Consider the following 26,509-nt stretch of genomic DNA (forward strand, 5'->3'; position numbering starts at 1 on the left):
GTCGGAGGAAGGTCACGAAAAATGCAGTCTAAAGAAGAACGTGTACATAATGTATTTGAGAAAATACACAAAAATTACGACAAGATGAACTCAATTATCAGTTTTCAGCAGCATAAAAAGTGGCGGCAGATTACGATGGAAAAAATGAATGTTCAAGAAGGAAGCAGCGCCCTTGATGTTTGTTGCGGAACTGGCGATTGGACAGTTGCGCTTGCAGAGAGTGCAGGGAAAGATGGACGTGTGGTCGGCCTTGATTTCAGTAAGAACATGCTTGCGGTTGCAAAAGATAAAATGGAAGAAAAAGGCTTTGAACAAGTGACTTTAATTCAAGGCAATGCGATGGAGCTTCCATTTGATGATGACAGTTTTGATTATGTAACTATCGGATTTGGACTTCGCAATGTTCCTGATTACATGCAGGTGCTGCAAGAAATGTACCGTGTGACAAAACCCGGTGGAATGGCTGTTTGTCTGGAAACCTCTCAACCAACCCTCCCGGTGTTCAGACAGGTTTATTATGCTTATTTCCGTTTTCTCATGCCGCTGTTTGGAAAGGTTTTTGCAAAAAGCTATGGAGAATATTCATGGCTGCAAGAGTCAGCACGAGATTTTCCGGGGATGGATGAGCTAGCTCAAATGTTCTGGCGTGCCGGTTTTGTGGATGTTATTTATAAACCTTTCAGCGGAGGAGCTGCGGCGGCGCATATCGGCGTAAAGCAGAAATTAGATTAACTGGGTGGAAATTTTATGAAACTGACATGGCTTTATAGGAATTTTAAATCTGATTTAGACTTAATTGAAAAAGAGCTTGAAGAAGCTGTTTCTTCAAATTCTGAACTGGTGCAGAATGCATCTCTCAAGCTGCTTAAAGCTGGAGGCAAGCGAATACGCCCAGTATTTGTATTATTGTCCGCAAAATTTGGGGACTACCGCATTGAAACAGTCAAAAATGTAGCAATGGCTCTTGAGTTAATCCATATGGCAACACTTGTTCATGATGATGTCATCGATGGTGCCAACATGAGAAGAGGTCTGCCGACTATTAATTATATATGGGATGACCGCGTGGCCATGTACACAGGAGATTATATACTGGCAAGATCATTGGAATATATGACCGACATTCCAAACCCGCTGTTACATAAGAAATTATCCAAGGCCATTGTAGAGGTTTGTATTGGAGAAATCGAACAGATAAAAGATAAATACCGATTTGAGCAGTCATTAAGGAATTATTTAAGAAGAATCAAAAGGAAAACAGCTCTTCTGATTGCAGTTAGCTGTGAACTCGGTGCCATTGCAGGAAACAACGATGAATCCATTTACCGTCGACTTTACAGATTCGGATATTTTATTGGCATGTCCTACCAGATAACTGATGATATTTTAGATTTCACTTCCAGTGAAGAGGAGTTAGGTAAGCCCGTTGGTGATGATTTGCGTCAGGGCAATGTAACACTTCCGGCCTTATATGCGATGTGTGATCCTCATACTAAAGCGGAAATTGAAAAAGTGACCCATGAAACTAGTAAAGAAGAAATGAGTCGCATTATTAAGCTGATCAAAGACAGCGGGGCTATTGAGCGGTCTCATCAGCTTAGTAGACGATATCTTGACAAAGCCCTCGTTATTCTGGCTGAGTTGCCAGAAAGCAAAGCTAAAAGGCCTCTGAAAGAAATTGCTCATTATATTGGCAAAAGAAGGTATTAAGCAATTTTTTCAATATTTGCCAGCAGATAAAAAAAATGATATTATCTTTCTTGAGTTTTAAGGAAAAAGATACAGATATTATGGCAGGAGTGACATTCATGGAAAAAACATTTTTAATGGTTAAACCCGACGGGGTTCAAAGAGAATTGATTGGTGAGATTGTTTCACGTTTTGAAAAGAAAGGCTTTCAGTTAATTGGAGCAAAATTGATGAATATATCAAACGAATTGGCTTCTGAACATTACGGAGAACATAAAGAGCGTCCTTTCTTTGGTGAATTGGTAGAATTCATTACCTCTGGACCAGTCTTTGCAATGGTGTGGCAAGGTGAAAATGTCATTGCGACTGCTCGCCAAATGATGGGGTCTACAAATCCAGCAGATGCGGCTCCTGGTACAATCCGTGGAGATTTTGGCGTAACAGTTGGTAAGAATATCATTCACGGATCCGACTCGCCTGAAAGTGCGAAAAGGGAAATCGGTTTGTTCTTCAATGACAGCGAACTGATCGAGTATTCCAAGCTTAGCAATAATTGGATTTATTAATTTTCACTCCACCTGCTTCGTGGCAGGTGTTTTTTTATTATATACCAGGATACCTGGAAGTTATAAAATACCTAAATAGTGAATAGCTTATTTTTCACTAAATGCTGCTTCCAGATCCAGCACCTATCAACTAGACTTCGCATTTCTCCTACGATAAGTTGACCTCGGCTCCGACGTATAGGAAGTACTAGTGCAAGCGAAGCGACAGGACGTCGTGTACTGAGCCTGCCGACGTACAGGAAGTACTAGTGCAAGCGAAGCGACAGGACGTCGTGTACTGAGCCTGCCGACGTACAGGAAGTACTAGTGCAAGCGAAGCGACAGGATGTCGCGTACTGAGCCTGCCAGCGCCTGTCGCCCCTAAACGGCCGACTTCCACATTTTAGCTCGGTCTGTACTTCGATAACAGGCGCTTACGTTTTTGTTCTTTCAAATTTTGTCGGAAAGTCGTAAAATAAAATGAACAACGAGGTGATCCGAATGGAAATTACAGTTCAAACAGCGTCAAAAAGCTATCCAATCTATATTAAACCAAATGCCTTAGATGAGCTTTCAAAAGTGATTCAAAAAAATAACTTTACAAACCTATTGATCATTACAGATGAAACAGTCGGTCGCCTTCATTTGGACAATCTACGTTCCGCATTGCCGGAAACTGTGGATCATTCAGTCTACACAGTTCCATCAGGGGAGAAAGCAAAACAAATGTCTGTCTATGAATCATGCCAGACATTTGCTCTTAAACAAGGGCTTGATCGAAGGTCATGTATCATTGCTTTTGGTGGTGGTGCGGTGGGGGATCTTGCTGGGTTTGTTGCTGCGACTTATATGCGGGGCATTTCATTTATTCAGGTTCCGACAACGATCTTGGCGCACGACAGTGCGGTTGGAGGAAAGACAGCCATCAATCATCCACTTGGAAAAAATATGATAGGAGCATTCCATCAGCCAGAGGCTGTCATTTATCATACAGATTTTATTAAGACCCTTCCAGATCATGAAATACGGTCCGGTTTTGCCGAAGCAGTAAAACATGCATTGATTGCTGATTCTGATCTATTAAACATGCTCATGAACGAAATAAAAGATTTGCATGAAATGAATGATGAACAACTGACGCATGTGCTGCAAAGAGGAATGGAAATAAAAGCAAACATTGTTTCAATAGATGAAAAAGAGAATGGTCTTCGGGCTGTCCTAAACCTGGGCCATACACTGGGACATGTCATTGAATCCTCTCTTGGATATGGAAAAACAACCCACGGCGAGGCAGTAATGATAGGAATCGTTTTTGCCCTTCATGTGAGCAAGGAAGTGCTTGGGCTGTCTTTCCCAATAGAACGTTTTGAAGAATGGGTGAAAGGTCTTGGCTATAAAATGGAAATTCCGCAGGATCTTTCTTTTGAAGATGCCTATACGGGCATGCAACGGGATAAAAAGACGATTGCAAAGCGTCCGCGCTTTGTATTGCTGGAGACTATTGGGGAACCAGTATTAAAAGAAGTTGAAGAAAACGTGCTTGAACAAGTGTTTGACATGATGAACAACTACATTAAAAAGTAAAACTTAATTATTTTTCATTATTTTCAACCATAAAAAAAGAGGATATTTCATATTTGTTGTAGAAATATTATTAAACATTCACTTTCTCTGAAAGGATTATATGAATGAATGATGCCGAATTGGTGCTCAAACATATTGAATTGCAGGATTTGTCAAAGGCCAAAGAAATTTTTAACAAAGTAAAGAAATCCGGTTCTCCGGAAGAAAAATTTTTCCTTGCGGAACAGTTGTCCCAGTATGGATTCCTAGAAGAAGCGAAGGAACTGTATGAAAGATTGCTTGAAGTGTTTCCCGAAGAAAGTGAATTGAAGATCATGCTGGCTGAGCTACTAATTGACTTGGGAAAGGATGAGGAAGCCTATCCATATTTGGAAACGGTTGAACCAACTGATCCAAACTATGCAGCTGCGCTGCTTCTGGAAGCAGATTTATATCAAATGCAGGGTTTATATGAAGTAAGTGAGCAAAAGCTTCTCAAGGCAAAGGAAATGTATAGTCAAGAGCCTGTGATCGATTTTGCGCTAGCAGAATTATATATGTCGCTAGGGCGTTTCCTTGAGGCAGTGACGTCTTATCAAAGGCTGCTGAAGGCCGAAGAGGAAACGGTAGGCGGTAATGATATATATGCAAGGCTGGCAGAGGCACTGAGTGCTGGAGGTGCTTTTGAAGAATCCATTCCCTATTATGAGAAGTCGCTGGAAAACTCTAAAGATTTAAATGTGCTTTTCGGCTATGGTTTGACATCTTTTCAGGCCGGGCTATACAAAAAGGCAAAAAATGCTTTCGAAGAATTAAAAACGCTTGATCACGAATATCACGCGCTTTATCTGTATTTAGCAAAATCCTATGATCAGCTAGGTGATTTAGATAAGGCGATCGAAACAGCAGAACAAGGGTTGGCAGCAGATGAATATAATGCTGATTTATACATTTACATTGCTGGTCTGCTAATGAAAGCTGGCAGGGAAGAGGAAGCAGAAGATGCTCTTCACCAGGCGCTTGCACTGGATCCCGAGTCAACAGAAGCGGCCAGTCTACTGAACAAACTCTTGCTGCACCAGGAGAGATATGAAGATGTATTGGAAGTCCTATCGAACATCAAAAATGCAGATGACTCTCAACTTCACTGGGATGCTGCCTATAGTTACCAGCAGATAGAAAATTATTCAGAGGCATTAAATGAATACAAGCTTGCATATAATGAACTTAAAAACAACCTTGATTTTCTAAAGGACTATGGATTTTTTCTGATGGAAGAAGGAATGAGGAGCGAGGGGGCGGCTGTATTCAGACGTTTAAGCTCATTGGATCCTTCAAACGAAGAATGGCATGAAATTATTGATCGACTTGAGGAGTAGCCGTGGAATAAAAATCGCAGAGGAGGGATTATGATGGCCACCCCTGTATCTGTCAACGAGAAAAAAGATTTTATTCGCTGGTTTTTAAATAGGTATCAATTAAAAAGAAGGGAATCTGTCTGGATTTTAAACTATTTGATGAGTCACGATCAGCTAATGGAAAAAGTCCATTTTGTTGAGGAGGCGCAATTCTGCCCAAGGGGTTTGATCATGTCTACTCATTGTACAAAAGAGGTTCCATTCCGTTTTTACAAAGACAATATCATGACGACAGACGCGGAAAAGTCGTTCCATGATATCCGTTTGAACAGGGATGAGGACATTTATATCCAGATCAATTTTCGCGCATCCAATACAAGCCATCAATACGCCGCGGTATTGGAAGAAAATCCATTCGTTAAGAAAACGGTTTTTATAAGTGAAAAAGATAAATCGATTGCTGAACAATTTTTAAAAGAAAGCCTGAGAAAATATCAGGAAAACAAACTTTTGAAAGCAATTGATGAAGCGCTCGACCAATATGATGAACAGAGCTTTAATGAGTTGTCCTTAAGGCTGAAGGAATTAAGAGAACAGCAATAAATCCTCCGGTATACTTGGAGGATTTATTACGTTTTAAAAGAAAAGCGGAAGTGGTCGAATAGCGACGTACAGACTGACTTGAAATGCGAAAACACCTTGCTCAACCCCGACAAGCATAAGGAAATTTTCGAGGAGGTGTTCCTCATCAACCATAGAAAAGCGGCTTATGCCCCCGAGGGGTTAGGCGTTGTGGCGAGACAACGGAAAATCATATGTGGCTTTAGTTGAAGAGGTATGAACTTTTGAAAATTCCCTCCCAATCCAAAAGCTCATAGCTTTTTTTTGTTTCATATTTTTAATTCTGTTAGAATGGTAAGCAGTAATAAAGAGCATACTAGGAGTGTGGAAAATGCAATGGAAGTCAAAAGATATTGAGGTTTATTTGGAGGAGAAGGAATATATTGACACAGCCGTTGTTCCGCTCATTCCCATTTCACTTGGCCGTAGCATGAAGCAAACAGTTGAACAAGGAGAGTTCATACAGCTGTTGTCTTTGCATCTTGAAAGGCAGTTCAAGGGCAGGATGCTTTTTTTGCCTGCGTATACATATCTCAGTGATAACGGGGAAAGCAAGAAATTCGGAGATCTGCTTGAATGGGAGAAAATGATCAAGGAAAGCGGGTTCAAATATGTATTTTTCCTGACATCTGATCCAATTTGGCGAAATATGGAGGAATTTGCGTCCGAATCTTTATTGTTCATCCCATCCATACCGCTTAATAATATGGATGACCAATATAAGCAATCTATCATGGAAGACCAGGTTAAGCAGTTGATGAAAGAGATTGTCAAGGGATGGCAGGCAACCTACTAAATCGCCACATAGTTGACACGTATTGGAATGGTATATTATTGACCTTCCAGTTGTATTGATATATCATAATTATGTCCCAGTTTGTAAATGTGCGCAATAATTTGTCCGATGGACTTACCTTACTGACAGAGGGGGGAAAAGGATGAGCAAGAATCCTGTAACAAGACGCCAATTTCTCAGCTATACGCTGACGGGGGTGGGCGGATTCATGGCGGCTGGAATGCTGATGCCGATGGTTCGGTTTGCAGTGGATCCTGTTTTATCAGCGAAAGCTAGCGGTGATTTTAAAATGACTGACCAAAAGATTGCTGACATTACTGAAGAGCCTGTTCGAGTAGACTTTAGCTATGAACAGAAAGATGCCTGGTACACTTCCGACGTTACACAAACAGCTTGGGTTTATAAAAACAAGGAAGGCGAAATAGTAGCACTTTCTCCAATTTGTAAACATTTAGGCTGTACGGTTAACTGGGCGGGAAATGAAGATCACCCAGATAAGTTCTTCTGCCCATGCCACAACGGTCTTTACACAAAAGACGGAAACAATATTCCGGGTACACCGCCAAGGGGGCCTCTTGACGCTTATCCGGTTAAGGAAAAAGACGGCTTTTTAATGTTGGGTAATCCAGTAGAAAACCCATTTGTAAGAAAGAAGTAAAGGAGGCGTAATCATTGCTGAACAGAATGTACGACTGGATTGATGAGCGTTTGGATATTACGCCGATATGGAGAGACATTGCAGACCATGAGGTGCCTGAACATGTTAATCCGGCACATCATTTTTCTGCGTTTGTTTACTGTTTTGGCGGGTTAACATTTTTTGTTACAGTTATCCAAATTTTATCAGGAATGTTTTTGACGATGTATTATGTTCCTGATATCAAAAACGCATGGGAATCCGTTTATTATCTTCAAAACGAAGTGGCTTTCGGCCAAATCGTTCGCGGGATGCATCACTGGGGAGCCAGTGTTGTTATCGTTATGATGTTTTTACATACACTGCGAGTGTTTTTCCAAGGAGCATATAAAAAGCCTCGTGAACTTAACTGGGTTGTCGGAGTCCTTATCTTTTTTGTCATGTTAGCCCTTGGACTGACAGGCTACTTGCTTCCATGGGATATGAAAGCTTTATTTGCAACAAAGGTTACATTGGATATCGTCGAATCACTTCCATTCATTGGTGTTCCTATGAAAACTTTACTAGCAGGAGATCCAACCATTGTTGGGGCTCAAACATTGACTCGTTTCTTTGCGATTCATGTTTTCTTCCTACCTGCTGCGTTGCTTGCTTTAATGGGAGTTCACTTTGTGTTAATCAGAAGACAAGGAATTTCTGGTCCACTATAAAAACTGACCCATTATTGCAGATTTAATTAATCGATGTATTAAGGAGGGGACATTGTGAAACGAGGAAAAGGAATGAAGTTTGTCGGCGACTCCCGTATTCCTGCGGAAAAGATGCCGAACATCCCTAAAGATTATTCCGAATACCCGGGTAAAACCGAAGCATTCTGGCCTGATTTCCTGTTAAGGGAATGGATGGTAGGAGCTGTATTCCTGATTGGTTTCTTATGTTTGACAGCAGCCCATCCGGCACCGCTTGAACGTATTGCCGATCCGACGGATGCTGGTTATATCCCAATGCCTGACTGGTATTTCTTGTTTCTTTATCAATTAATCAAATACCAATTTGCTTCTGGCCCATTTAACATCCTTGGTGTTGCAATTATTCCTGGCCTTGCATTCGGAGCTTTGTTACTAGCACCATTCTTGGATCGTAGTCCAGAGCGCCGTGCATCAAAGCGCCCATTTGCTACAGGATTTATGTTATTAGGTATTGCAGCAGTCTTTTACCTGACATGGGAATCTGTGGTAAATCATGATTGGGCAGCTGCTGAACAGCAAGGGAAAATTGTAGAGGGAACAGATGTAGAAATTGATCAAGATTCTGAAGGCTACCAGGTTTATGCAGGCCAAAGCTGTATTAACTGTCATGGTGAGAACCTTGAAGGCGGTCCTGCCGCTCCAGCTTTAGTCGATTTAGATCTTTCTCCAGATGAGATTAAAGATATTGCTCACAACGGTATCGGAACGATGCCAGCAGATCAGTATCAAGGATCTGATGAAGATCTTGACAAGCTGGCAGAATTTATCGCTTCATTGAAATCTGAGGAATAATACGTAAAATAAGACGCATCGGCGTTGTATGTGAGCGAATATAGAATTTAAATAAAAGCCGGCATCATGCCGGCTTTTATTTTTTCGGGAGCCGGATATATGAACTTAATGATGACTTATTTAATGGATCGCCGTTTTTTATGGCTGTTATTAATTGTAAACATTCTTGGAACAGTTTACGGTTATTATTGGTACATTCCCCAGTTGGATGTCACACCATTGATTTTTGTCCCGTTCGTGCCCGACAGTCCAACAGCAAGTTTGTTTTTTGTCTTCGCATTGATTGCTTTTCTTCGTTATAAAAATTATCCTCTTATTGAAGCGCTTGCATTGATCACGTTGATAAAATATGGGGTATGGGCAGTTGTCATGAATATTCTTACGCTTCAGGTCACTGGCTATCTTCCGTGGCAAGGCTATATGCTGATCGCATCTCACGGAGCGATGGCTATCCAAGGCATTCTCTACGCAAAATATTATAGATTTAAACTTTGGCATGTCCTTGCAGCAGGCGTGTGGACCTTACACAATGATGTGATAGATTATGTCTTCATGCAGTATCCAAAATATCCGGGTCTTGAACTGTATGTCAGAGAAATCGGGTATTTCACCTTTTGGTTAAGTATTTTGTCAATTGGTGTGGCTGTTTATGTCTATCAAAAATCGAAGCGGAACGAGAATGAGTTAACAGGTTAGGACAGGTCTATTCTTGTCCACTTCCTCATACTTTATTTATAGGAGTATGAGGAGGGGGGACCCTTATGAGATCATTTGTGGCTATACTATTCACCTTTTGCTTGGTCTTTGGCGGATTTTTTGCATTTGCTTCATCCGATTCAACATTTGTTGAGCTGGATAAGATGGCTGATGAAGCTCTGCAGCTGACCAAGTTTTCCCGGTTGGAAGAAGCCAAATCAATCCTTGAAAGATTTTCGGTACAGTTTTCAAAAGAAGGGATAAAAGAAGGCAAATTTACAATGGATGAGTTGAGAGTGCTCACAGCCTCTCATCATGAAGCACTGCGGGCTGTGACAAATATAAATATGAGTCTGGATGAAAGAGTCAGGATTGTTACTTCATTCCGGTTAGCTACGGATGCTGTTGCTTCAACCCATCAACCGATGTGGGTTGAAATGGAGGCATCTGTCATGAAGGATTTTCAAGGAGTGAAAAACGCAGCTTTGGAAGGCAATAAGGACGCCTATAATCAAAATCTTAACACCTTCCTCTCAACATACACGGTCATTCAGCCAAGCCTAAAAATAGATCTGACTGCTGAAAAACTGCAAAAATTAGACTCGAAAATAACATATTTAGATCGTTACAGAGTGGATTTTTCCGAGAAGGAATGGACGGCTCATCTGGAATCACTTGAGCAGGACCTTCAGAAGATATTCACTGATCCTGATGAGGACGAAGCAGATCCATCACTGTGGTGGGTCATCTCCATGACAGGGAGTACGATTATATTAACTCTTTCATACGTAAGTTGGAGAAAGTATAAAGGGCAAAAACAGCAAAGTAAACGAAAAAGACTCAAATAATTGACCTTAATATTAAAATCAAATAGAATAATATTAGAGAAACTGTTATTGGAGGATGAAAATGGGCGGTTTTTTGATTTACTTTCTTATCATCATGATTGTCCCAATCTGGGCCCAAATCAGAGTGAAAAGCACGTACACTAAATATTCAAAGGTTGCAACGACGGATGGAGTGCCAGGAGCCGAAGTTGCAAGAAAAATTTTGGATGCAAACGGTTTGTATAATGTTCAGGTGAAAGAAACACCTGGAGTTCTCAGTGACCATTACAACCCCATGACAAAGACGGTTCACTTGTCTTCAGACAACTACCATCAACACTCGATTGCAGGGGCTGCTGTTGCAGCGCACGAAGTAGGACATGCTATTCAGGATCAGCAGGGCTATGCGGCACTCCGTTTCCGCCATGCTTTGGTCCCTGTGGCCAATATTAGTTCAAATATAGCATGGGTCTTTATTATTATCGGTTTGCTTTCAACAGCAATGTCCAAAATGCTTTTGATCGGAATCATCCTGATGGCAGCAGGGGTTTTATTCCAGCTCGTTACCCTGCCTGTTGAGTTTAATGCTTCTTCAAGAGCTATGGATCAAATGGTATCTCTTGGATTGATCGGTAACAGGGAAGAGCGGGACGCTAGAAAAGTATTGAATGCAGCAGCCATGACGTATGTTGCAGCAGCGGCCGTAGCAGTATTGGAATTGCTCCGTCTCATTTTGATTTTTGTCAACAGGGATGATTAAGAGGACATTTCTTTAAATATATGCTCGAACCGTACCATGAACAATAAGCTGAAAAAGTCGAAACAGGTTACTTTTACTGTTTCGACTTTTTTATTCTTTCAAAACGACTCTGTATCTCCTTTATAAATCAATAGGTCGTTTGTTTTCGTCAAGAGTAAATCCTTCTCCCATTACATCATGGACGACAATCACGGAAACGAAAGCATGGGGGTCAATGGCATGTATGATTCTTTTCAAATTCACTATTTCGTTCCTGCCTACTACGCAGTATAGAACCTCGCGTTTTTCCTTTGTGAATGAGCCGTAACCTTTTAGCATGGTGACTCCTCTGCCCATTTCTTTCATGATGGCAGCTGCCAATTCGTCATAATGCTTCTCAGATATGACCATAGCCCCTCTTGCAGCGTAAGCTCCTTCTTGCATAAAGTCGATTACTCGGGCGCCGACAAAAACAGCAACCAGGGTATACATAGCTTCCTTATGATCCAAATAAGTTAAAAGGGAGACAAGAATAACGGTCGCATCAAATGTAAACATTGTCCTTCCCATGCTAATTCCTTTATATTTAAAGATGAGTCGTGCGATAATATCTACACCGCCGGTTGTTCCGCCAAAACGAAAAATGATACCGAGACCGATACCGGCGAATACTCCGGCGAACAGGGCTGCAAGAAAAAGATCTCCATCTAACGGAATAGCGATTTGAAATCTTTGAAAGATGAAGAGGAATATAGAAACCGCTACGGTTCCTATTACTGTATATAGAAAGGATTTTTTTCCAAGCAGCTTCCACCCGATCGCAAAGAGAGGAATGTTCAATACTAAGTTACTATACGAAGGGTCAATTTGGAATAAGAAGTACAGAAGAAGGGTAATTCCTGTAAATCCGCCTTCGGCTAAGTTATTTTGCATATTAAAATGTACTAGTCCAAATGCAAAAATTGCTGCTCCCAAAAGAATCAAAAGAATATTTTTTATTTTTAATTGGAAAAGCACCACTACGCCCCCTGGCACAAAATGTTTTTGGAATTCTAATTATAACCAATACAGGATTATATCAGCAACTTCCATCAATTGAGCGCTTTCGTTTGTATATGAAAAAAGAATTAGCTAACATATGGTAAGAAGGTGAGGAAAATGAAAGAAAATAAAACAGTTAGGCAACTCCAAAATGAAGTGGATGAATATATCGGACAGTTTAAGGAGGGGTACTTTAGCCCGCTCGCAATGACTGCCAGGTTAACAGAAGAACTTGGTGAGCTAGCCAGAGAAGTCAACCACTATTATGGAGAGAAGCAGAAAAAAAGCGACGAAAAAGAAAATACAGTTCAAGAAGAGCTGGGAGATTTGCTTTTCGTTATCATTTGCCTGGCGAATTCGCTTGATATTGATCTGCAGACAGCTCATGATCAAGTGATGCATAAATTTAAAACGAGAGATAAAGACAGATGGACAAAAAAGGATGAAGGTGATTTTGATGAGTGATGAAACGATCCGAGTAATAGTAGCGGGCCCGCGCGGCCGTATGGGAAAAGAAGCTGTTCAGCTTGTAAAAGAGACACCAAATTTTGAACTTGCAGCAGTGATTGATAGAAAAAATGAAGGCAAACTCCTTTCAGAAGTGGAAGGTTTTGCAGGTTTGGATGTTCCTGTATTTATCGACCCGGCAGAATGCTTTCAACAGGCGAATGCGGATGTTCTAATAGATTTGACGACTCCTGAAAGAGGATATATACATACAAAAAACGCCTTGGAACATAATGTTCGACCAGTGGTGGGAACAACAGGTTTTACTCCTGAACAGCTAGATGAATTAAAGGAGTTGGCCGAACAAAAGGGAATTGGATGCATCATTGCTCCAAACTTCGCCATTGGCGCCATTCTGATGATGAAGTTTTCAGAAATGGCCTCTAAATACTTTGATGATGTAGAAATAATAGAGATGCATCACGATCAAAAACTGGATGCACCTTCAGGTACAGCTATAAAAACCGCGGAAATGATTACAAATAACCGGAAACCCAAAAAGCAGGGGCATGAAGATGAAAAAGAAACAATCGAGGGAGCACGGGGAGCGGATTTTGAAGGCATGCGGCTCCACAGTGTAAGGCTTCCTGGATTGGTTGCTCATCAACAGGTCCTGTTCGGAGCGGGCGGACAGACCTTGACAATCAGGCATGATTCTTATAATCGCGCTTCTTTCATGTCTGGTGTAAAAGTATCCGTCGAAACCGTCATGGGATTGGATACTCTGGTTTATGGACTTGAATCCATTTTAGATTAAGGTGGGATCCAGTTGATTCAAAAAAAAATCGATGTACTCGCTTTCGGCGCCCATTCTGATGATGTGGAAATCGGAATGGCCGGATCTATATATAAATGGACAGCATCCGGCAGGAACGTAGTGATATGCGATTTGACGAGGGCGGAGCTATCCTCTAATGGAACAGTGGAGACAAGGTTACAGGAAGCTTCAGAAGCTGCAAGCAGGATGGGTGTCCTTGAAAGAGTAAATCTGCAATTGCCAGACCGCGGCTTGTATATGAAAGATGAGTACATCCGTCAGATAGTCGACTTGATTAGAAAGTATAGCCCAACCCTTGTATTTGCTCCATTTTCTGAAGATCGACATCCTGATCATGGACGCTGCGCTGAATTGGTAAAGGAAGCATTCTTTTCTGCAGGGATCAAAAAGTTTGAGACCCCTGGCGGAAATAGTGCCCATAAGCCAAATAATCTGTTCTATTATTTTATTAACAGCCAGCCGCGCCCGGATTTTGTCTTGGATATATCCGGGTTCATGGACCAAAAGCTCTCAGCACTTCAAGCATATCAGTCGCAATTCCTACCAGGCGAATCGGGTGTTAAAACGCCATTAACCGATGGTTATTTAGAAAGAGTTGAAGCAAGAGAGAGAATCTACGGAGTGGAAGCGGGAGTCACTTTTGCAGAAGGATTTAAAATAGACCGTCCACTTTTAATCAATCAAAATATATTTGGGGAAGGATTATGAAACTAAACATAGGCATTACCTGTTATCCGACGGTGGGCGGTTCCGGTGTGGTGGCAACGGAACTGGGCAAACACCTGGCCGAAAGAGGCCATAAGATTCACTTTATATCTTCAAATATTCCATTTCGGCTGAACCTATGGCATCATAATATTTTTTTTCACCAGGTAACAGTCAATCAATATTCGCTTTTTCAATATCCTCCTTATGATATTGCGTTGGCAAGTAAAATGGCGGAGGTTATCAAAAGGGAAAAGCTTGATATCTTACATGTGCATTACGCTATTCCACATGCAGTTTGCGCGATTTTGGGCAAACAAATGTCCGGTACAGATGTAAAGATTGTAACGACTTTACATGGGACAGATATTTCAGTTTTGGGGTATGATTCAACCCTGGCGGAAGCGATCAAGTTCGGAATTGAAAAGTCAGACCGGGTTACCGCGGTATCACATGCATTGGCCGCTCAAACAAAAGAGCTGGTAGCCCCTGATCAATCAATAAAAGTGATTCACAATTTCATTGATGATCGGATCTATCAAAAGGTGAACATAGATGGCTTGAAAGAGGCGTATGGAATTTCTCAAGAAGAAAAAGTGGTGATTCATGTCTCCAACTTTAGAAAAGTAAAAAGAGTCCGTGATGTTGTCATCGCTTTTTCAAAAATTGCGTCTAAAATAAAGGCCAAATTACTTCTCGTCGGCGATGGGCCTGAAATGACAGATATTTGCGGACTTGTAGAAAAACTATCTTTGGATAAAGAAGTGTTGTTCCTAGGTCGGCAGGATCATTTGGAAGAACTCTATTCGATAAGTGACCTCATGCTTCTTTTATCGGAAAAAGAAAGCTTTGGCCTTGTTGCCCTAGAGGGGATGGCGTGCGGTGTTCCGTGCATCGGAACAAGGATCGACGGCATTCCGGAAGTAATTGAAGATGGATATAATGGCTTTTTATGCGAGCTCGGCAATACTGACGATGTTGCGGATAAAGCGTTGCTTTTGCTGAAAAACGATGAGTTGCTGAACCGTTTTTCCAGGCAGGCAATGTCTGTTCCAGCAGAGCGTTTTGCTTCTGAAATGATTGTTTCTCAATACGAGGATGTATACGAGTCCGTTCTTGGCAGTAAGAAAGAAGGCTGAAATCATGAAAGAACCATTTTTGTCGGCACTGCCGATTATCGAGAATATTCAAAAGGCAGGATATGAAGCATATTTTGTAGGTGGTTCGGTCAGGGACTTTCTGCTTGGGAAAGAAATTCATGATGTAGATATCGCCACTTCCGCAACTCCTACAGAATTGAAAGCCATATTTCCAAAGACTGTGGATGTCGGCATTGCTCACGGCACCATTATTGTAATTAGAAAAGGACAGGGGTTTGAGGTCACTACCTACCGGACAGAGGCAGACTATAAGGATTACAGGCGGCCTGAGTCCGTTTCTTTTGTTCGCCACTTAACAGAAGATCTGAAACGCCGTGATTTTACAATGAATGCGATAGCCATGGATAAAAATGGTTCGCTTGTCGATCCATTTGAAGGACAAAAAGCATTGAAGGATAAGTTAATTGTAACAGTCGGTTCTGCCGATGAACGGTTTCAAGAGGATGCTTTGCGTTTAATGAGGGCAATCCGCTTTGTAAGCCAGCTCGGTTTTCGGCTTGAATCGGAAACGGAAAAAGCAATTGGGACTTATGCCCATCTGCTGCAGCATATCGCTGTGGAGAGAATCATGTCTGAAATGGCTAAAATTTTGGATGGCCCCTACAAAACGGACGCTTTTTTAATCCTGTTAAAAAGCGGGCTTTATCAATATTTACCTTCCTTATTCAACGAAAGAGATGTTCTTGTAACAAGTCTGGATTATAGTGTTTCAACCTTGAATGAAAATCAGATGTGGCTGTTAGCTTTGCATTTTTCTCATACAGTCGATAGTGTCAAACAGCTCAAAGAATGGAAGCTTCCTGCAAAAAAAATAAAGGTATTGCTCCGGGCATTGGATTTTTTAAAACTGAGAATTCATCATGATTGGTCTGCCTATCATTTATTTATGGCTGGAAGGGATATAGCCGTACTTGTAGAGACTGTTTACCAAACCATACAGCACAAGCCGGTGGATAGCTCCGTCAAGCAAGTCAATGACCATTTTGATCAGCTCACGATCAAAGCCAGGAATCAGTTGGCTGTGACAGGAAATGATTTGTTAATGTGGGCTGATGCTCCAGGAGGCCCCTGGGTGAAGGAATTGTTGGAGAACATCATTCAAGCAGTCCTAAACGAAGATGTTGCCAACGATAAAGATCAAATCAGGAGGTGGATAAAAGCTTGCGGACTTCTATAAGACAGCAATTAATTGAGGCTCTTTCAGGAGCGGGAGGAGAATTTCTATCAGGACAGACTCTGGCAGAAATCATCGGCTGTTCCAGAACGGCCATTTGGAAGCATATTGAGGAACTAAGGAAGGACGGTTTTGTATTGGAAGCCGTCAGAAACAAAGGGTATAGGATTGTCAGTACTCCTGAAGACATAACTGAAAATGACATCCTTTTTGGACTTGAAACCGACAAGTTTGGAAGAAATATCCACTATTATGAATCTCTTGGCTCCACCCAAAAAGCAGCTCACCAGTTAGCGTATGATGGAGCGCCAGAAGGTACACTCGTCATTACAGAAGAGCAAACATCCGGAAGAGGCAGGCTAGGAAGGGAATGGTATTCTCTAAGCGGCAAAGGGATTTGGATGAGCCTCATTGTAAGGCCAGATCTGCCGCCGCAACAAGCTCCCCAATTTACCTTGGTCACAGCTGTTGCAATTGCTCGTGCCATAGAAGAGATTACAGGGATTACGCCAGAAATAAAGTGGCCAAATGATGTGTTAATTAATGGTAAAAAAGTGGTTGGGATATTAACCGAGCTGCAGGCTGAATCCGATAAAATTTCCTCTTTAATCATTGGAATCGGAATGAATGCGAATCATGAGCCGGATGATTTTCCACCGGCTGTTGAACAGACGGCTACATCACTTTTTATCGAAAAAGGAGAAAAGATTCCACGTGCTAGATTGATCCAAGCCTTTTTAAAAAATTTCGAACGTTATTATTCAATATATGTAACTGAAGGATTTAGGCCTATTCGTATTTTATGGGAAAGCTATGCTGTTAGTATCGGGAAGAGGGTCAAAGCCACCACAGTAACAGGTGTAATTGCTGGACGGGCAATAGGCATTACTGATGAAGGAGTTTTGAGAATTGAGGATGATGAGGGCGTCATCCACAATATATATTCTGCCGATATACAGCAAACATAGATTTCTTTTGCCATCATGGGCAACTTTCCACTTTTGTTGGTCATTCGACGAAATATTTGCTATACTTTTTTTGGGCGGTATCATATTTTGAGCTGCACCACAAAATATAAGAAAAAACGATTAATTCTGCCTTGATCCTCTAAAAGGACGGGGACAGAGGACCGAAACGAACGAGTGACAGTTACGGAGTCCTTCTGCCTTTTTTGGAGAGGACTCCTTTTGCATTCAAAGTGCTGCTACTCTGTTTCATTTCGTATCCTCTACAAAAAAGGAGGATGAACAAAATGAAGTCAACAACAGATTTTTTGAAAATGAAACAAGCTGGGGAAAAAATTGCGATGCTTACTGCTTATGATTACCCGCAGGCGAAGCTCGCGGAAGAAGCAGGAGTGGATATGATTCTTGTTGGCGATTCCCTAGGGATGGTTGTGCTGGGTTATGATTCGACAGTACCCGTTACAACGAATGATATGATCCATCACACAAAAGCGGTTAAGCGAGGTGCGAAGGACACATTTATTGTCACTGATCTCCCATTTATGACGTTTCATATCAGCAAAGAAGAGGCTCTGAGGGCTGCAGGTAAAATCATGCAAGAAAGCGGGGCACATGCTGTTAAGATTGAAGGCGGGGGAGAAGTGGTTGAAACGATCAGGGCTCTGACAAATGCAGGCGTGCCTGTCATGGGGCATCTTGGATTGACACCGCAAACAGCGGGAGTGCTCGGCGGATATAAGGTACAGGCAAAAACAGCTGAAGCTGCTTCCGAATTGATTGAAGAGGCGAAAAAATGTGAAGAGGCTGGCGCTTTTGCCATCGTTTTGGAATGTATACCGCATCAATTAGGAAAAGAAGTCGCTTCCCAAATCAATATCCCCGTCATCGGGATTGGTGCAGGGCCTGATACAGATGGACAAGTTCTTGTCTTTCATGACGTTGTTACATTCGGCGTAGACCGCGTCCCCAAGTTTGTTAAAAAATTTGCAGATATAGATTTTGAAGCATCAGCAGGTATTGGGAAATATGTAGAAGAAGTAAAATCAGGTGTGTTTCCCGATCTTCAGCAACATACATTTGAAATGAAGCAGGAAGAACTGTCTTCTTTGTACGGAGGAAAGTAAGTATCTTGCTATGGAAAATTTTATATAAAAGAAATTTTTCTTTGTTCAGCTTCGACGTACATGACGTTCTAGTGCAAGCGAAGCGACAGAATGTCGCGATCTGAGCTGCCGACGTACAGGACGTGCTAGTGCAAGCGAAGCGACAGGAAGTCGCGATTTAAGCCTGCCGACGTACAGGAAGTACTAGTGCCACCGAAACCACAGGATGTGGCGGTTTGAGGCGGCCAGCGCCTAGCCCTCGAGGTCACAAGTCGTTTCCCAGAGGAGACTGAAGAACAGTCTCCTCTGGATCGTCTTGTTTGGCCGTGCTGGGCAAGGAGTTTGCGCTTTTTTAGGAGGAAAATGAGTTGATCACAATCACGACAAAGCAGGAAATGCAACAACTGGCGAAACAGCATAAAGCAGAGGGAAAATCGATAGGCTTTGTCCCGACAATGGGCTATTTGCATGTAGGACATTTGAAACTTGTCAAGGAAGCCAAAAAAAGCAATGATATCATCATCATGAGTATTTTTGTCAACCCGCTTCAATTTGGCCCGGGAGAAGATTATGATGCTTATCCCCGAAACCCTGAACGAGATAAACAGCTGGCGGAGGAAGCCGGGGTTGACATCTTATTTATGCCGAGCCTGGAAAATATGTATCGTAACGAAAAATCCATAGGAATGACTGTATTAAGGAGAACCAATGCCCTTTGTGGAATCAACCGGCCAGGCCACTTTGACGGGGTTGTGATGGTATTGTCGAAGCTTTTTAATATCATACTGCCTGATCGTGCCTATTTCGGCTTAAAAGACGCACAGCAATTTGCTGTTGTATCTGGTCTTGTTGAAGATCTCGATTTTCCCCTTAAGCTTGTTCCTGTCGAGACAGTCAGGGAATCTTCCGGGTTAGCGGTCAGTTCAAGAAATGTCTACTTAAATGATAAAGAGCGGATTCAGGCAGCTGCTATATATAAAAGCTTGCAGAAAGCAAAAGAATTAATAAGCAACGGTGTCCAGGACATTGAAGCTATTATTGGTGAAGTGAAGGATTATATGAAAGCAAATATGAAGGCCGACATTGATTATGTTGAGTTATTAAGCTTTCCTGAGTTGGAGCAGATTGCGTCTCCAAAAGGTAAAGTGATTATTGCAGCTGCTGTTAAATTTTCCAAAGCGAGGCTCATTGACAATATTATTATTGATATATAATTGGTTTTGATTTTGGGTGGAAAGAGGGCTCATATATGGTAAACTAACTAAGAGCAACGATTGTTTATAGTATTAAAGGTGTGAAGCGGATGGCAGACAAATATGTCGTTGTAGATGTTGAAACAACGGGAAATTCATACGTTAAAGGATCCAGAGTGATGCAAATTTCGGCAGTGGTTGTCGAAAACGGACGTATCATGGATCAATATACTTCTTTTGTCAATCCCGAAGTGCCCATCCCTTCTTTTATTAAAGAATTGACAGGCATCGGAGAGGAAGAAGTAGCCAAAGCACCAAAATTCAAGGAAATTGCCGGAGTGGTCCATTCCTTATTGGAAGGGGCAGTTTTTGTGGCCCATAACGTTAAGTTTGACCACAGTTTTTTAGCCGGGGAATTGGAAGCGGCTGGTTTAACCAGTCCCATAAAAAAAACCTTGGATACGGTTGAATTAGCCAATATCCTCCTTCCTGAGGCAAACAGTTATAAACTGGAAGAGCTTTCTGATCAAATGGAGCTTGAGCATATCACACCGCACCAGGCGGACAGTGACGCCCTTGCTACAGCAGAATTATTGTTGATGCTGTTGGAAAAAGCAAAAAGTCTCCCGATCGAAACCTTGGATAGGCTTTGTAAATTATCAAAGAAACTAAACAGCAACATGCTTTCTTTTTTTGAATCGGTTAGGAAAGAAAAGGATAGCCTGCTGGAGAAACTTCCTAATGATCTCGATTTGTTTCGCGGTATTGTGTTGAAGAAAAAAGAGATACCGACTAAGGAGACTCCAATCCGCTCGTTTGACTATCCCGAAAAGCCGGATGATAAAATTAAACTTCTTCAGCCATACATGGAAGAATTTGAACCGCGGAATGGACAATTTGATATGATGGACACCGTTCATAATTCCTTCTGTGCTGATAGGCATGCTGTAATAGAGGCAGGTACTGGGATCGGGAAGACGATTGCTTATTTGCTTCCGAGTATATATTTTTCGATTGCTAAACAGGAAAAAGTGATCATTAGTACGTACACGATTCAATTACAGCATCAGATTTTGGAGAAAGAAATAAAAGTACTGAAAGAGGCAATCCCATTTTCATTTAGGACTGCTCTGATCAAAGGCAGAAAGCATTATATCAATATGCTAAAGTTTGAACAGACACTTATGGAGCCAGATCCTTCCTACGATGAAACGATCACCAAAATGAAGATTTTGGTTTGGCTTCTGGAGACGGAAACAGGGGATATGGATGAATTGAACCTATCAAGCGGAGGGAAACTTTATTGGAAAAGGATCTGCAATGATGGTTCTTTTGTTGATCAATACAGTGACCCTTGGGCTTCTCATGATTTTTATTTACATTCCAAAAGCCTTGCCGAACATGCCGAAATCATTATTACAAACCATTCCATGCTTATCGCTGATTTGAAACATCAAATATTGCCAAAAAGCCGTTATGTTGTGATTGATGAGGCACATCACTTGGAAAAATCGGTCAGGACTAACCTTGGACGACAGCTTGATTATCAGCATATTAAGTTTTTGCTGGGAAAATTGGGAACAACTGAAAAAAAGAAGCGTTTTTACGTCCTTGAAAAGTATACAGCCAAATTGAATGCGACTCTTTCCAGGCATACCTTCCTGGTGGACAGGGCGATAGAAGAGCTTGAAGCGGAAACAGATGATTTATTTATATTGTTGAGTCAATTCCTCAAGAATAACCAGTCCCGCAAGGAAAAGAATAGGAGAGCTAAGCTGAGGGTATCTGAAAACATTCGATCTTCAGCCAGCTGGCAGAGAGTCATGTTGTGTGCTGAACGCTTTTTGGATTTCCATAAGCTTATTTCGGAAGGAATGGATGAGAGGCTTTCTCTGATCAAAAAAATGCAGTCATCTCTTTCGTCAGCAGAATTGGCGTTTTTGGAAGAAATGACAGGTTTTTATGATGAATGGGCTGAAATAGGGCTACAGGTTAAATATTTGCTGTCACAAACCATAGCAAATGAGGTAATCTGGCTGGAAAGCGATCAAAAAATCTTAGCAAACAGAACGAGCATTCACAGACAGCCGTTAAATATAGACCATTTTTTAGCTGAAAAGCTCTTTGAGGCCAATAAAAGTGTTGTCTTGACGTCTGCATCTTTGACGACCAATAATACGTTCAAGTTTTTTAATGATGAGATTGGTATTCATTCATTTGACAGGATCGAAACCAAAATTGCTTCTCCATTTCCATATCAACAGATGGTGAAGCTGTTTATCCCGACAGACCTTCCAGATATCAGCGCAACACCAATGGAAGAGTACGCAGAATCAATAGCCTGTCATTTGATTGCTATTGCAAATGCAGCAGAAGGGCGGATGCTCGTGCTGTTTACATCTCATGAAATGCTGCGAAAAACGTATGAATTGCTCTACGACAGTAATGAACTGGCAGATTTTGTACTTTTGGGACACGGCGTTTCATCAGGAAGCAGGAGCAGGCTTGTGAAAAGCTTCCAGCAGTTTCAAAAAGCGATTCTTTTGGGCACAAACAGTTTTTGGGAAGGGATTGATATTCCAGGAGAAAATTTGTCTTGCATCGTCGTTGTAAGACTGCCATTTTCTCCAATCGATGATCCGGTCACGGCTGCAAAGTTGGAGTCTGTACAGGCAAGCGGCAAAAATCCATTCTCATCCTACTCTCTCCCAGAAGCGATTATTCAATTCAAACAAGGGTTTGGACGCTTAATCAGAAAAAAAACGGATAGTGGTGTTTTCTTTGTTTTTGATCAGAGAATCATGACAACCGTATACGGAAAAGCTTTTCTTAGGTCCATTCCTTCCGTAGGGATTGAAAAGGGACCATTAAGTGACCTTATCCCTTCAGTTGAGCAGTGGTTGAAGAAAAAGTAAAACGCCGCGAAAAAGCGACGTCTTACAATTGTGGACTAGATTTTTTAAAAAACGACGGCGTCATCATGATATAATGATGACGGGATACCGCGTTGCTTACTAATATTGTGGCATAAAACAAGCCGCTTATAAGTAACAAAATATGTGTATTGAGGAATGCGTGCTCAATATAACGAAGATTTTTTGCATGAACGAGGGATGCACATGTATAAATGGCTCGCAATTATTCTCTCCTGCATTTTACTTATTGTAGGAATTGGCGGATGCGTATATAGCAAAGCGAAGGCACCCATAAAGAAAGCAAGGGTTGCTGCAGAGGAAAGGCTTAAGAAGGAAACAGATATTAAAGATGTGGACGAGTTTTATTTATATAATGGTTCAAGTACTTACTATGCTGTAATAGGGAAAAACAGCAAAGGCCAGGAAATGGCTGCTTGGATTCCTGCTAATAAAAAAGAAAAAGTCCATGTGAAGAAAATGTCAGATGGTGTTTCAAAACAGGATGCGCTCAATAAATTGCTGAGTGAGAAGAAGCCTAAAGAAGTTCTGGGTGTCAGGCTTGGAATGGAAAAGGAACTGCCTGTCTGGGAATTGTCTTATTTGGATGAAAACTCCAACTTGAATTATTATTACATCCACTTTGATTCTGGAAAATGGTGGAGAAAAATAGAAAATCTATAAAAGGAAGCAGGGAATGCAAATGATTGAATTGTCACATCGGGTGTCTAAAGTTGCACCTTCATCCACACTGGCTATAACAGCGAAAGCAAAAGAATTAAAAGCGAGTGGCCTCGACGTAATTGGGCTTGGGGCTGGTGAACCTGATTTCAATACTCCAGAAAACATCATTCAAGCGGCATATCGTTCCATGGAAGAAGGACATACAAAGTATACACCTGCTGGCGGACTTGCTGAATTGAAAAAGGCGATCATTGGAAAATTCAAAAGGGATCAGGGTCTTGATTATCAAGCTTCCGAAATCATTGTTACAAACGGAGCAAAGCATGCCCTTTACACACTTTTCCAAGTCATCTTGAACGATGGAGATGAGGTTATTATCCCGACACCATACTGGGTTAGCTATCCTGAGCAAGTAAAATTGGCAGGAGGCGAGCCAGTTTTTATCAATGGAGAAGAAGCCAATCATTTCAAAATTACCAGAAAACAGCTTGAGGATGCCATAACACCAAAAACAAAAGCTGTGATTATTAACTCTCCAAGCAATCCGACAGGTATGATTTACTCTAAAGAAGAGTTGGCTGAGATTGGTGAAGTGTGTAAAGTACATAATATATTGATCATCTCTGATGAAATATACGAAAAACTTTTATACGGCGGCCACGAGCATGTTTCAATAGCAGAGCTGTCACCTGAGCTCAAAGATTTAACGGTTATTATTAATGGGGTGTCTAAATCGCATTCTATGACCGGCTGGAGAATTGGATACGCAGCTGGAAATGAAAAAATCATTAAAGCGATGACAGATGTTGCAAGTCATTCAACATCGAACCCTACAACCACATCTCAATTCGGAGCAATTGAAGCTTATAACGGAACCCAGGAATCCGTTGAAAAAATGAGACAGGCTTTTGAAGAACGAATGAACATCATTTTTGAGAAGCTCACAAATATTCCAGGTGTAACCTGCCTGAAACCTCAAGGAGCATTTTATCTGTATCCAAACGTCAAAGAAGCCGCTGTAATTTCCGGTTACAAGGATGTAGACAGCTTTGTGGAGGCATTGCTTGAAGAGGCGTTGGTAGCTGTTGTTCCCGGTTCCAGCTTTGGCTCGCCCGAAAACATTAGGCTTTCCTATGCTACATCGCTAGAATTGCTGGAGGAAGCAATCCGCCGCATTCAATCTTTTGTGGAGTCTAAAAGCCATTAATTTATTTTTGGAACTAAAGCCACGTGCAACTTGTGCGTGGTTTTTCTATCGAAGGGCAAATGCGCAAGCTCCTGTTCACCGACGTTCAGACTAAGTTGAATGGCGAAAACGCCTTGCCAACCCCGACAAGCATAAGACAATTCCAGAGGAGACGTTTCTCAGCCGGAAGAGGCCTATGCCTCGAGGGCTAAGGTGCGTTGTAACTGACAGTAACTCTAATGAGATAAAGGGAAACGAAGTGCGAGAGTGTCTGCTTATCAGTGCTTCAGCGATTGGCTTAATCCTTGCGCCAAATGACACTTGGCGGGCTCGAGCAGTGGCATTCTGTCATTAAGACGTCCTGTCCTTCGAAGCTGGAAAGAGCACAAAATATGATAAATAAGTTATTCACAAACACCAGTATTTTATAATTTTTTTAGTCAGGACAAAGCGGTTTCCACGCTAGTAAAGACGAGGTGCTGAATATGGATAAAGATATAATAGTGTCGTGGATGGAAGCCGGCATGATTCAAGTCCCAAATCTTTTATTGCAAAAGTATAAGCAGATCGGTTTGGATGAGAAAGAATTGGCATTACTATTTCATATTATGTCATTTATTGAGTCAGGAAATGGCTTTCCTACACCTGAACAATTGGCAGAAAGAATGACAATCAACACCAGTGAATGTTCCACCCAGTTAAGAAAACTTGTTCAGATGCAATTTCTTTCGATTGAGGAAGGTATGTCGGAAGATGGGATCCATTTTGAGACATATTCATTAAGCCCACTATGGGTAAGACTCGCTGATGAGTTGCAATTTGAGAAAAAACAGAGCGACTTAAAACATACATTGCATGAAGAAAATAATTTATATACTATTTTTGAGCAGGAATTTGGAAGGCCGCTGTCTCCAATGGAATGCGAAAATCTGGCCATGTGGCTTGATGATGACGGACAGGATCCGGTACTTATCAAAGCAGCATTGAGAGAAGCAGTATTGGCGGGAAAGCTGAGCTTCCGCTATATAGACCGAATTCTATTCAATTGGAAAAGAAACGGAGTCCGTACAATTGAACAGGCTAGGATGCAGGGCATACAATTCAGGCAAAAATCAAAACAGCCCACTCGGTCGGCATCAGAAGAATCGTCTAAGACCATTCCGTTTTATAATTGGCTCGAACCATGATCTATGGCAGTGGAAGGTGAGGCATATGTTAAATAAACAGGATATCCGGTTTTGTATAGATACAATGGGAGAAATGTTTCCAGAAGCAGAATGTGAACTAAATCATTCGAACCCGTTTGAGCTTGTTATTGCTGTCTTATTATCGGCGCAATGCACTGATGTACTTGTTAACAAGGTAACAAAATCGCTTTTTAAAAAATATAAAACGCCAGAGGACTACTTACAAGTTTCTGTAGAGGAACTACAGCAGGATATCCGTTCAATCGGACTTTATCGTAATAAGGCGAAAAACATTCAAAAATTGTGTCTTCTGTTATTGGAAGAGTATGGGGGAGAAGTGCCTCAGGATCGTGATGAGCTTGTTAAACTACCTGGGGTCGGTCGTAAGACTGCAAATGTAGTTGTCTCTGTGGCTTTTGGAGTTCCTGCCATTGCCGTAGATACACATGTTGAACGTGTCAGCAAGCGGTTGGCGTTCTGTCGCTGGAAAGACAGTGTATTAGAAGTTGAAAAGGCACTTATGAGAAAAATACCGAAAGAACTATGGTCTGTCAGCCATCATAGAATGATCTTTTTTGGAAGATACCATTGTAAGGCTCAAAATCCGCAATGTCATATTTGCCCTTTACTCGATGTGTGCAGGGAAGGGAAAAAAAGAATGAAAAAGAAAGATGCTGTAACATTAAAAAAATAAAAAAAGGATGACCAACGGGCTTAGTGCCCGTTTTTTGCTGTTTTCATTAAAAACGGTTACTATTACCGGACCAACTTCAAAGATAAAAGAAATCATTCCGCTTTTGGGGATAGCATTCTCTTACTTGGATAGTATTTTTATTTTTTCGGCAGTAATTCGGTCAAACTGACTAGTATTTCTTTTTTCAGGATAGTATCTCTTCATGCCT

At 41.5% G+C, this 26,509-nt stretch carries 27 protein-coding genes; 26 read left to right on the plus strand and 1 reads right to left on the minus strand.

Annotated features, from left to right (window positions below):
- Window positions 1-21 precede the first annotated feature (21 nt).
- From menG to D5F11_RS18390, 13 genes are all read left to right on the plus strand, one after another.
- Window positions 22-732, plus strand: coding sequence for a demethylmenaquinone methyltransferase (gene menG, locus D5F11_RS18330; RefSeq protein WP_120117392.1), 711 nt, complete (start codon window positions 22-24; stop codon window positions 730-732).
- Between the two features lie 15 nt (window positions 733-747).
- On the plus strand, window positions 748-1,710 hold the full coding sequence (gene hepT / locus D5F11_RS18335; protein ID WP_120117393.1) for a heptaprenyl diphosphate synthase component II: 963 nt from the start codon (window positions 748-750) through the stop codon (window positions 1,708-1,710).
- A gap of 98 nt (window positions 1,711-1,808) precedes the next feature.
- Complete coding sequence (gene ndk / locus D5F11_RS18340; RefSeq protein WP_120117453.1) at window positions 1,809-2,255, plus strand: nucleoside-diphosphate kinase; 447 nt, start codon at window positions 1,809-1,811, stop codon at window positions 2,253-2,255.
- A 480-nt stretch (window positions 2,256-2,735) separates the two neighbouring features.
- A complete protein-coding gene (aroB, locus tag D5F11_RS18345) occupies window positions 2,736-3,818 on the plus strand; it encodes a 3-dehydroquinate synthase (protein ID WP_120117394.1) in 1,083 nt (360 codons plus the stop codon).
- Window positions 3,819-3,922: 104 nt separating this feature from the next.
- Window positions 3,923-5,176 (plus strand): tetratricopeptide repeat protein, encoded by a 1,254-nt coding sequence (locus D5F11_RS18350; RefSeq protein WP_120117395.1) that lies wholly within the window; start codon window positions 3,923-3,925, stop codon window positions 5,174-5,176.
- Between the two features lie 33 nt (window positions 5,177-5,209).
- Complete coding sequence (locus D5F11_RS18355; protein WP_120117396.1) at window positions 5,210-5,758, plus strand: ReoY family proteolytic degradation factor; 549 nt, start codon at window positions 5,210-5,212, stop codon at window positions 5,756-5,758.
- A 349-nt stretch (window positions 5,759-6,107) separates the two neighbouring features.
- Window positions 6,108-6,572 carry a YpiF family protein gene (locus tag D5F11_RS18360; RefSeq protein ID WP_120117397.1) on the plus strand — a complete coding sequence of 155 codons (465 nt, stop codon included), beginning with the start codon at window positions 6,108-6,110 and terminating at the stop codon, window positions 6,570-6,572.
- 142 nt (window positions 6,573-6,714) lie between these two features.
- Window positions 6,715-7,230: a QcrA and Rieske domain-containing protein gene (locus D5F11_RS18365; RefSeq protein ID WP_120117398.1), complete on the plus strand. Its 516-nt coding sequence runs from the start codon at window positions 6,715-6,717 to the stop codon at window positions 7,228-7,230.
- A gap of 14 nt (window positions 7,231-7,244) precedes the next feature.
- Window positions 7,245-7,919, plus strand: a complete 675-nt coding sequence (gene qcrB, locus D5F11_RS18370) for a menaquinol-cytochrome c reductase cytochrome b subunit (RefSeq protein WP_120117399.1) — start codon at window positions 7,245-7,247, stop codon at window positions 7,917-7,919.
- Between the two features lie 54 nt (window positions 7,920-7,973).
- On the plus strand, window positions 7,974-8,750 hold the full coding sequence (locus D5F11_RS18375; protein ID WP_120117400.1) for a menaquinol-cytochrome c reductase cytochrome b/c subunit: 777 nt from the start codon (window positions 7,974-7,976) through the stop codon (window positions 8,748-8,750).
- Window positions 8,751-8,849: 99 nt separating this feature from the next.
- Window positions 8,850-9,446, plus strand: coding sequence for a lipoprotein heptaprenylglyceryl N-acetyltransferase LhaT (lhaT, locus tag D5F11_RS18380; RefSeq protein WP_120117401.1), 597 nt, complete (start codon window positions 8,850-8,852; stop codon window positions 9,444-9,446).
- A 65-nt stretch (window positions 9,447-9,511) separates the two neighbouring features.
- On the plus strand, window positions 9,512-10,294 hold the full coding sequence (gene ypjB, locus D5F11_RS18385) for a sporulation protein YpjB (protein WP_120117402.1): 783 nt from the start codon (window positions 9,512-9,514) through the stop codon (window positions 10,292-10,294).
- A gap of 61 nt (window positions 10,295-10,355) precedes the next feature.
- Window positions 10,356-11,033: a zinc metallopeptidase gene (locus D5F11_RS18390; RefSeq protein WP_120117403.1), complete on the plus strand. Its 678-nt coding sequence runs from the start codon at window positions 10,356-10,358 to the stop codon at window positions 11,031-11,033.
- A 120-nt stretch (window positions 11,034-11,153) separates the two neighbouring features.
- On the opposite strand, the gene D5F11_RS18395 is transcribed toward D5F11_RS18390, so the two are convergent.
- Window positions 11,154-12,029 carry a YitT family protein gene (locus tag D5F11_RS18395; RefSeq protein ID WP_120117404.1) on the minus strand — a complete coding sequence of 292 codons (876 nt, stop codon included), beginning with the start codon at window positions 12,027-12,029 and terminating at the stop codon, window positions 11,154-11,156.
- A 141-nt stretch (window positions 12,030-12,170) separates the two neighbouring features.
- On the opposite strand from D5F11_RS18395, the gene D5F11_RS18400 reads away from it, so the two are divergent.
- From D5F11_RS18400 to nth, 13 genes are all read left to right on the plus strand, one after another.
- Window positions 12,171-12,518 carry a nucleotide pyrophosphohydrolase gene (locus D5F11_RS18400; protein WP_120117405.1) on the plus strand — a complete coding sequence of 116 codons (348 nt, stop codon included), beginning with the start codon at window positions 12,171-12,173 and terminating at the stop codon, window positions 12,516-12,518.
- Window positions 12,511-13,317 carry a 4-hydroxy-tetrahydrodipicolinate reductase gene (dapB, locus tag D5F11_RS18405; protein ID WP_120117406.1) on the plus strand — a complete coding sequence of 269 codons (807 nt, stop codon included), beginning with the start codon at window positions 12,511-12,513 and terminating at the stop codon, window positions 13,315-13,317. Before D5F11_RS18400 ends, dapB begins: the two co-directional genes overlap by 8 nt.
- A gap of 12 nt (window positions 13,318-13,329) precedes the next feature.
- The gene (gene bshB1 / locus D5F11_RS18410; protein WP_185830779.1) at window positions 13,330-14,046 is read left to right on the plus strand and encodes a bacillithiol biosynthesis deacetylase BshB1; all 717 of its coding nucleotides are present in this window, start codon (window positions 13,330-13,332) and stop codon (window positions 14,044-14,046) included.
- Window positions 14,043-15,182, plus strand: coding sequence for an N-acetyl-alpha-D-glucosaminyl L-malate synthase BshA (gene bshA / locus D5F11_RS18415; protein WP_120117407.1), 1,140 nt, complete (start codon window positions 14,043-14,045; stop codon window positions 15,180-15,182). The genes bshB1 and bshA overlap by 4 nt, the downstream gene beginning before the upstream one ends.
- A gap of 4 nt (window positions 15,183-15,186) precedes the next feature.
- The gene (locus D5F11_RS18420; RefSeq protein ID WP_120117408.1) at window positions 15,187-16,380 is read left to right on the plus strand and encodes a CCA tRNA nucleotidyltransferase; all 1,194 of its coding nucleotides are present in this window, start codon (window positions 15,187-15,189) and stop codon (window positions 16,378-16,380) included.
- Window positions 16,365-17,345, plus strand: coding sequence for a biotin--[acetyl-CoA-carboxylase] ligase (locus tag D5F11_RS18425; RefSeq protein ID WP_185830780.1), 981 nt, complete (start codon window positions 16,365-16,367; stop codon window positions 17,343-17,345). The genes D5F11_RS18420 and D5F11_RS18425 overlap by 16 nt, the downstream gene beginning before the upstream one ends.
- Window positions 17,346-17,629: 284 nt before the next feature.
- The gene (gene panB, locus D5F11_RS18430) at window positions 17,630-18,466 is read left to right on the plus strand and encodes a 3-methyl-2-oxobutanoate hydroxymethyltransferase (RefSeq protein WP_120117410.1); all 837 of its coding nucleotides are present in this window, start codon (window positions 17,630-17,632) and stop codon (window positions 18,464-18,466) included.
- Window positions 18,467-18,813: 347 nt separating this feature from the next.
- Entirely contained in the window at window positions 18,814-19,659 is an 846-nt protein-coding gene (gene panC, locus D5F11_RS18435) for a pantoate--beta-alanine ligase (RefSeq protein ID WP_120117411.1), read from the plus strand.
- 89 nt (window positions 19,660-19,748) lie between these two features.
- Window positions 19,749-22,553 carry an ATP-dependent DNA helicase DinG gene (gene dinG, locus D5F11_RS18440; protein WP_120117412.1) on the plus strand — a complete coding sequence of 935 codons (2,805 nt, stop codon included), beginning with the start codon at window positions 19,749-19,751 and terminating at the stop codon, window positions 22,551-22,553.
- 204 nt (window positions 22,554-22,757) lie between these two features.
- Complete coding sequence (locus D5F11_RS18445) at window positions 22,758-23,234, plus strand: cell wall elongation regulator TseB-like domain-containing protein (protein WP_120117413.1); 477 nt, start codon at window positions 22,758-22,760, stop codon at window positions 23,232-23,234.
- Window positions 23,235-23,253: 19 nt separating this feature from the next.
- The gene (locus D5F11_RS18450) at window positions 23,254-24,441 is read left to right on the plus strand and encodes a pyridoxal phosphate-dependent aminotransferase (protein WP_120117455.1); all 1,188 of its coding nucleotides are present in this window, start codon (window positions 23,254-23,256) and stop codon (window positions 24,439-24,441) included.
- Between the two features lie 464 nt (window positions 24,442-24,905).
- Complete coding sequence (locus D5F11_RS18455; RefSeq protein WP_120117414.1) at window positions 24,906-25,607, plus strand: DnaD domain-containing protein; 702 nt, start codon at window positions 24,906-24,908, stop codon at window positions 25,605-25,607.
- Between the two features lie 25 nt (window positions 25,608-25,632).
- On the plus strand, window positions 25,633-26,301 hold the full coding sequence (gene nth / locus D5F11_RS18460) for an endonuclease III (protein WP_120117415.1): 669 nt from the start codon (window positions 25,633-25,635) through the stop codon (window positions 26,299-26,301).
- Window positions 26,302-26,509 lie beyond the last annotated feature (208 nt).

Origin of the sequence: Siminovitchia terrae (assembly GCF_003605405.2) — a bacterium.
Classification (GTDB): domain Bacteria; phylum Bacillota; class Bacilli; order Bacillales; family Bacillaceae_C; genus Siminovitchia; species Siminovitchia terrae.

Coding starts and splice junctions, on each gene's coding strand:
- dapB (WP_120117406.1), top strand. CDS start 12,511: ATGAGTGATGAAACGATCCGAGTAATAGTAGCGGGCCCGCGCGGCCGT.
- ypjB (WP_120117402.1), top strand. CDS start 9,512: ATGAGATCATTTGTGGCTATACTATTCACCTTTTGCTTGGTCTTTGGC.
- D5F11_RS18360 (WP_120117397.1), top strand. CDS start 6,108: ATGCAATGGAAGTCAAAAGATATTGAGGTTTATTTGGAGGAGAAGGAA.
- D5F11_RS18420 (WP_120117408.1), top strand. CDS start 15,187: ATGAAAGAACCATTTTTGTCGGCACTGCCGATTATCGAGAATATTCAA.
- D5F11_RS18365 (WP_120117398.1), top strand. CDS start 6,715: ATGAGCAAGAATCCTGTAACAAGACGCCAATTTCTCAGCTATACGCTG.
- D5F11_RS18350 (WP_120117395.1), top strand. CDS start 3,923: ATGAATGATGCCGAATTGGTGCTCAAACATATTGAATTGCAGGATTTG.
- bshA (WP_120117407.1), top strand. CDS start 14,043: ATGAAACTAAACATAGGCATTACCTGTTATCCGACGGTGGGCGGTTCC.
- dinG (WP_120117412.1), top strand. CDS start 19,749: ATGGCAGACAAATATGTCGTTGTAGATGTTGAAACAACGGGAAATTCA.
- D5F11_RS18400 (WP_120117405.1), top strand. CDS start 12,171: ATGAAAGAAAATAAAACAGTTAGGCAACTCCAAAATGAAGTGGATGAA.
- ndk (WP_120117453.1), top strand. CDS start 1,809: ATGGAAAAAACATTTTTAATGGTTAAACCCGACGGGGTTCAAAGAGAA.
- D5F11_RS18450 (WP_120117455.1), top strand. CDS start 23,254: ATGATTGAATTGTCACATCGGGTGTCTAAAGTTGCACCTTCATCCACA.
- nth (WP_120117415.1), top strand. CDS start 25,633: ATGTTAAATAAACAGGATATCCGGTTTTGTATAGATACAATGGGAGAA.
- menG (WP_120117392.1), top strand. CDS start 22: ATGCAGTCTAAAGAAGAACGTGTACATAATGTATTTGAGAAAATACAC.
- panB (WP_120117410.1), top strand. CDS start 17,630: ATGAAGTCAACAACAGATTTTTTGAAAATGAAACAAGCTGGGGAAAAA.
- D5F11_RS18445 (WP_120117413.1), top strand. CDS start 22,758: ATGTATAAATGGCTCGCAATTATTCTCTCCTGCATTTTACTTATTGTA.
- D5F11_RS18355 (WP_120117396.1), top strand. CDS start 5,210: ATGGCCACCCCTGTATCTGTCAACGAGAAAAAAGATTTTATTCGCTGG.
- D5F11_RS18455 (WP_120117414.1), top strand. CDS start 24,906: ATGGATAAAGATATAATAGTGTCGTGGATGGAAGCCGGCATGATTCAA.
- hepT (WP_120117393.1), top strand. CDS start 748: ATGAAACTGACATGGCTTTATAGGAATTTTAAATCTGATTTAGACTTA.
- D5F11_RS18390 (WP_120117403.1), top strand. CDS start 10,356: ATGGGCGGTTTTTTGATTTACTTTCTTATCATCATGATTGTCCCAATC.
- aroB (WP_120117394.1), top strand. CDS start 2,736: ATGGAAATTACAGTTCAAACAGCGTCAAAAAGCTATCCAATCTATATT.
- lhaT (WP_120117401.1), top strand. CDS start 8,850: ATGAACTTAATGATGACTTATTTAATGGATCGCCGTTTTTTATGGCTG.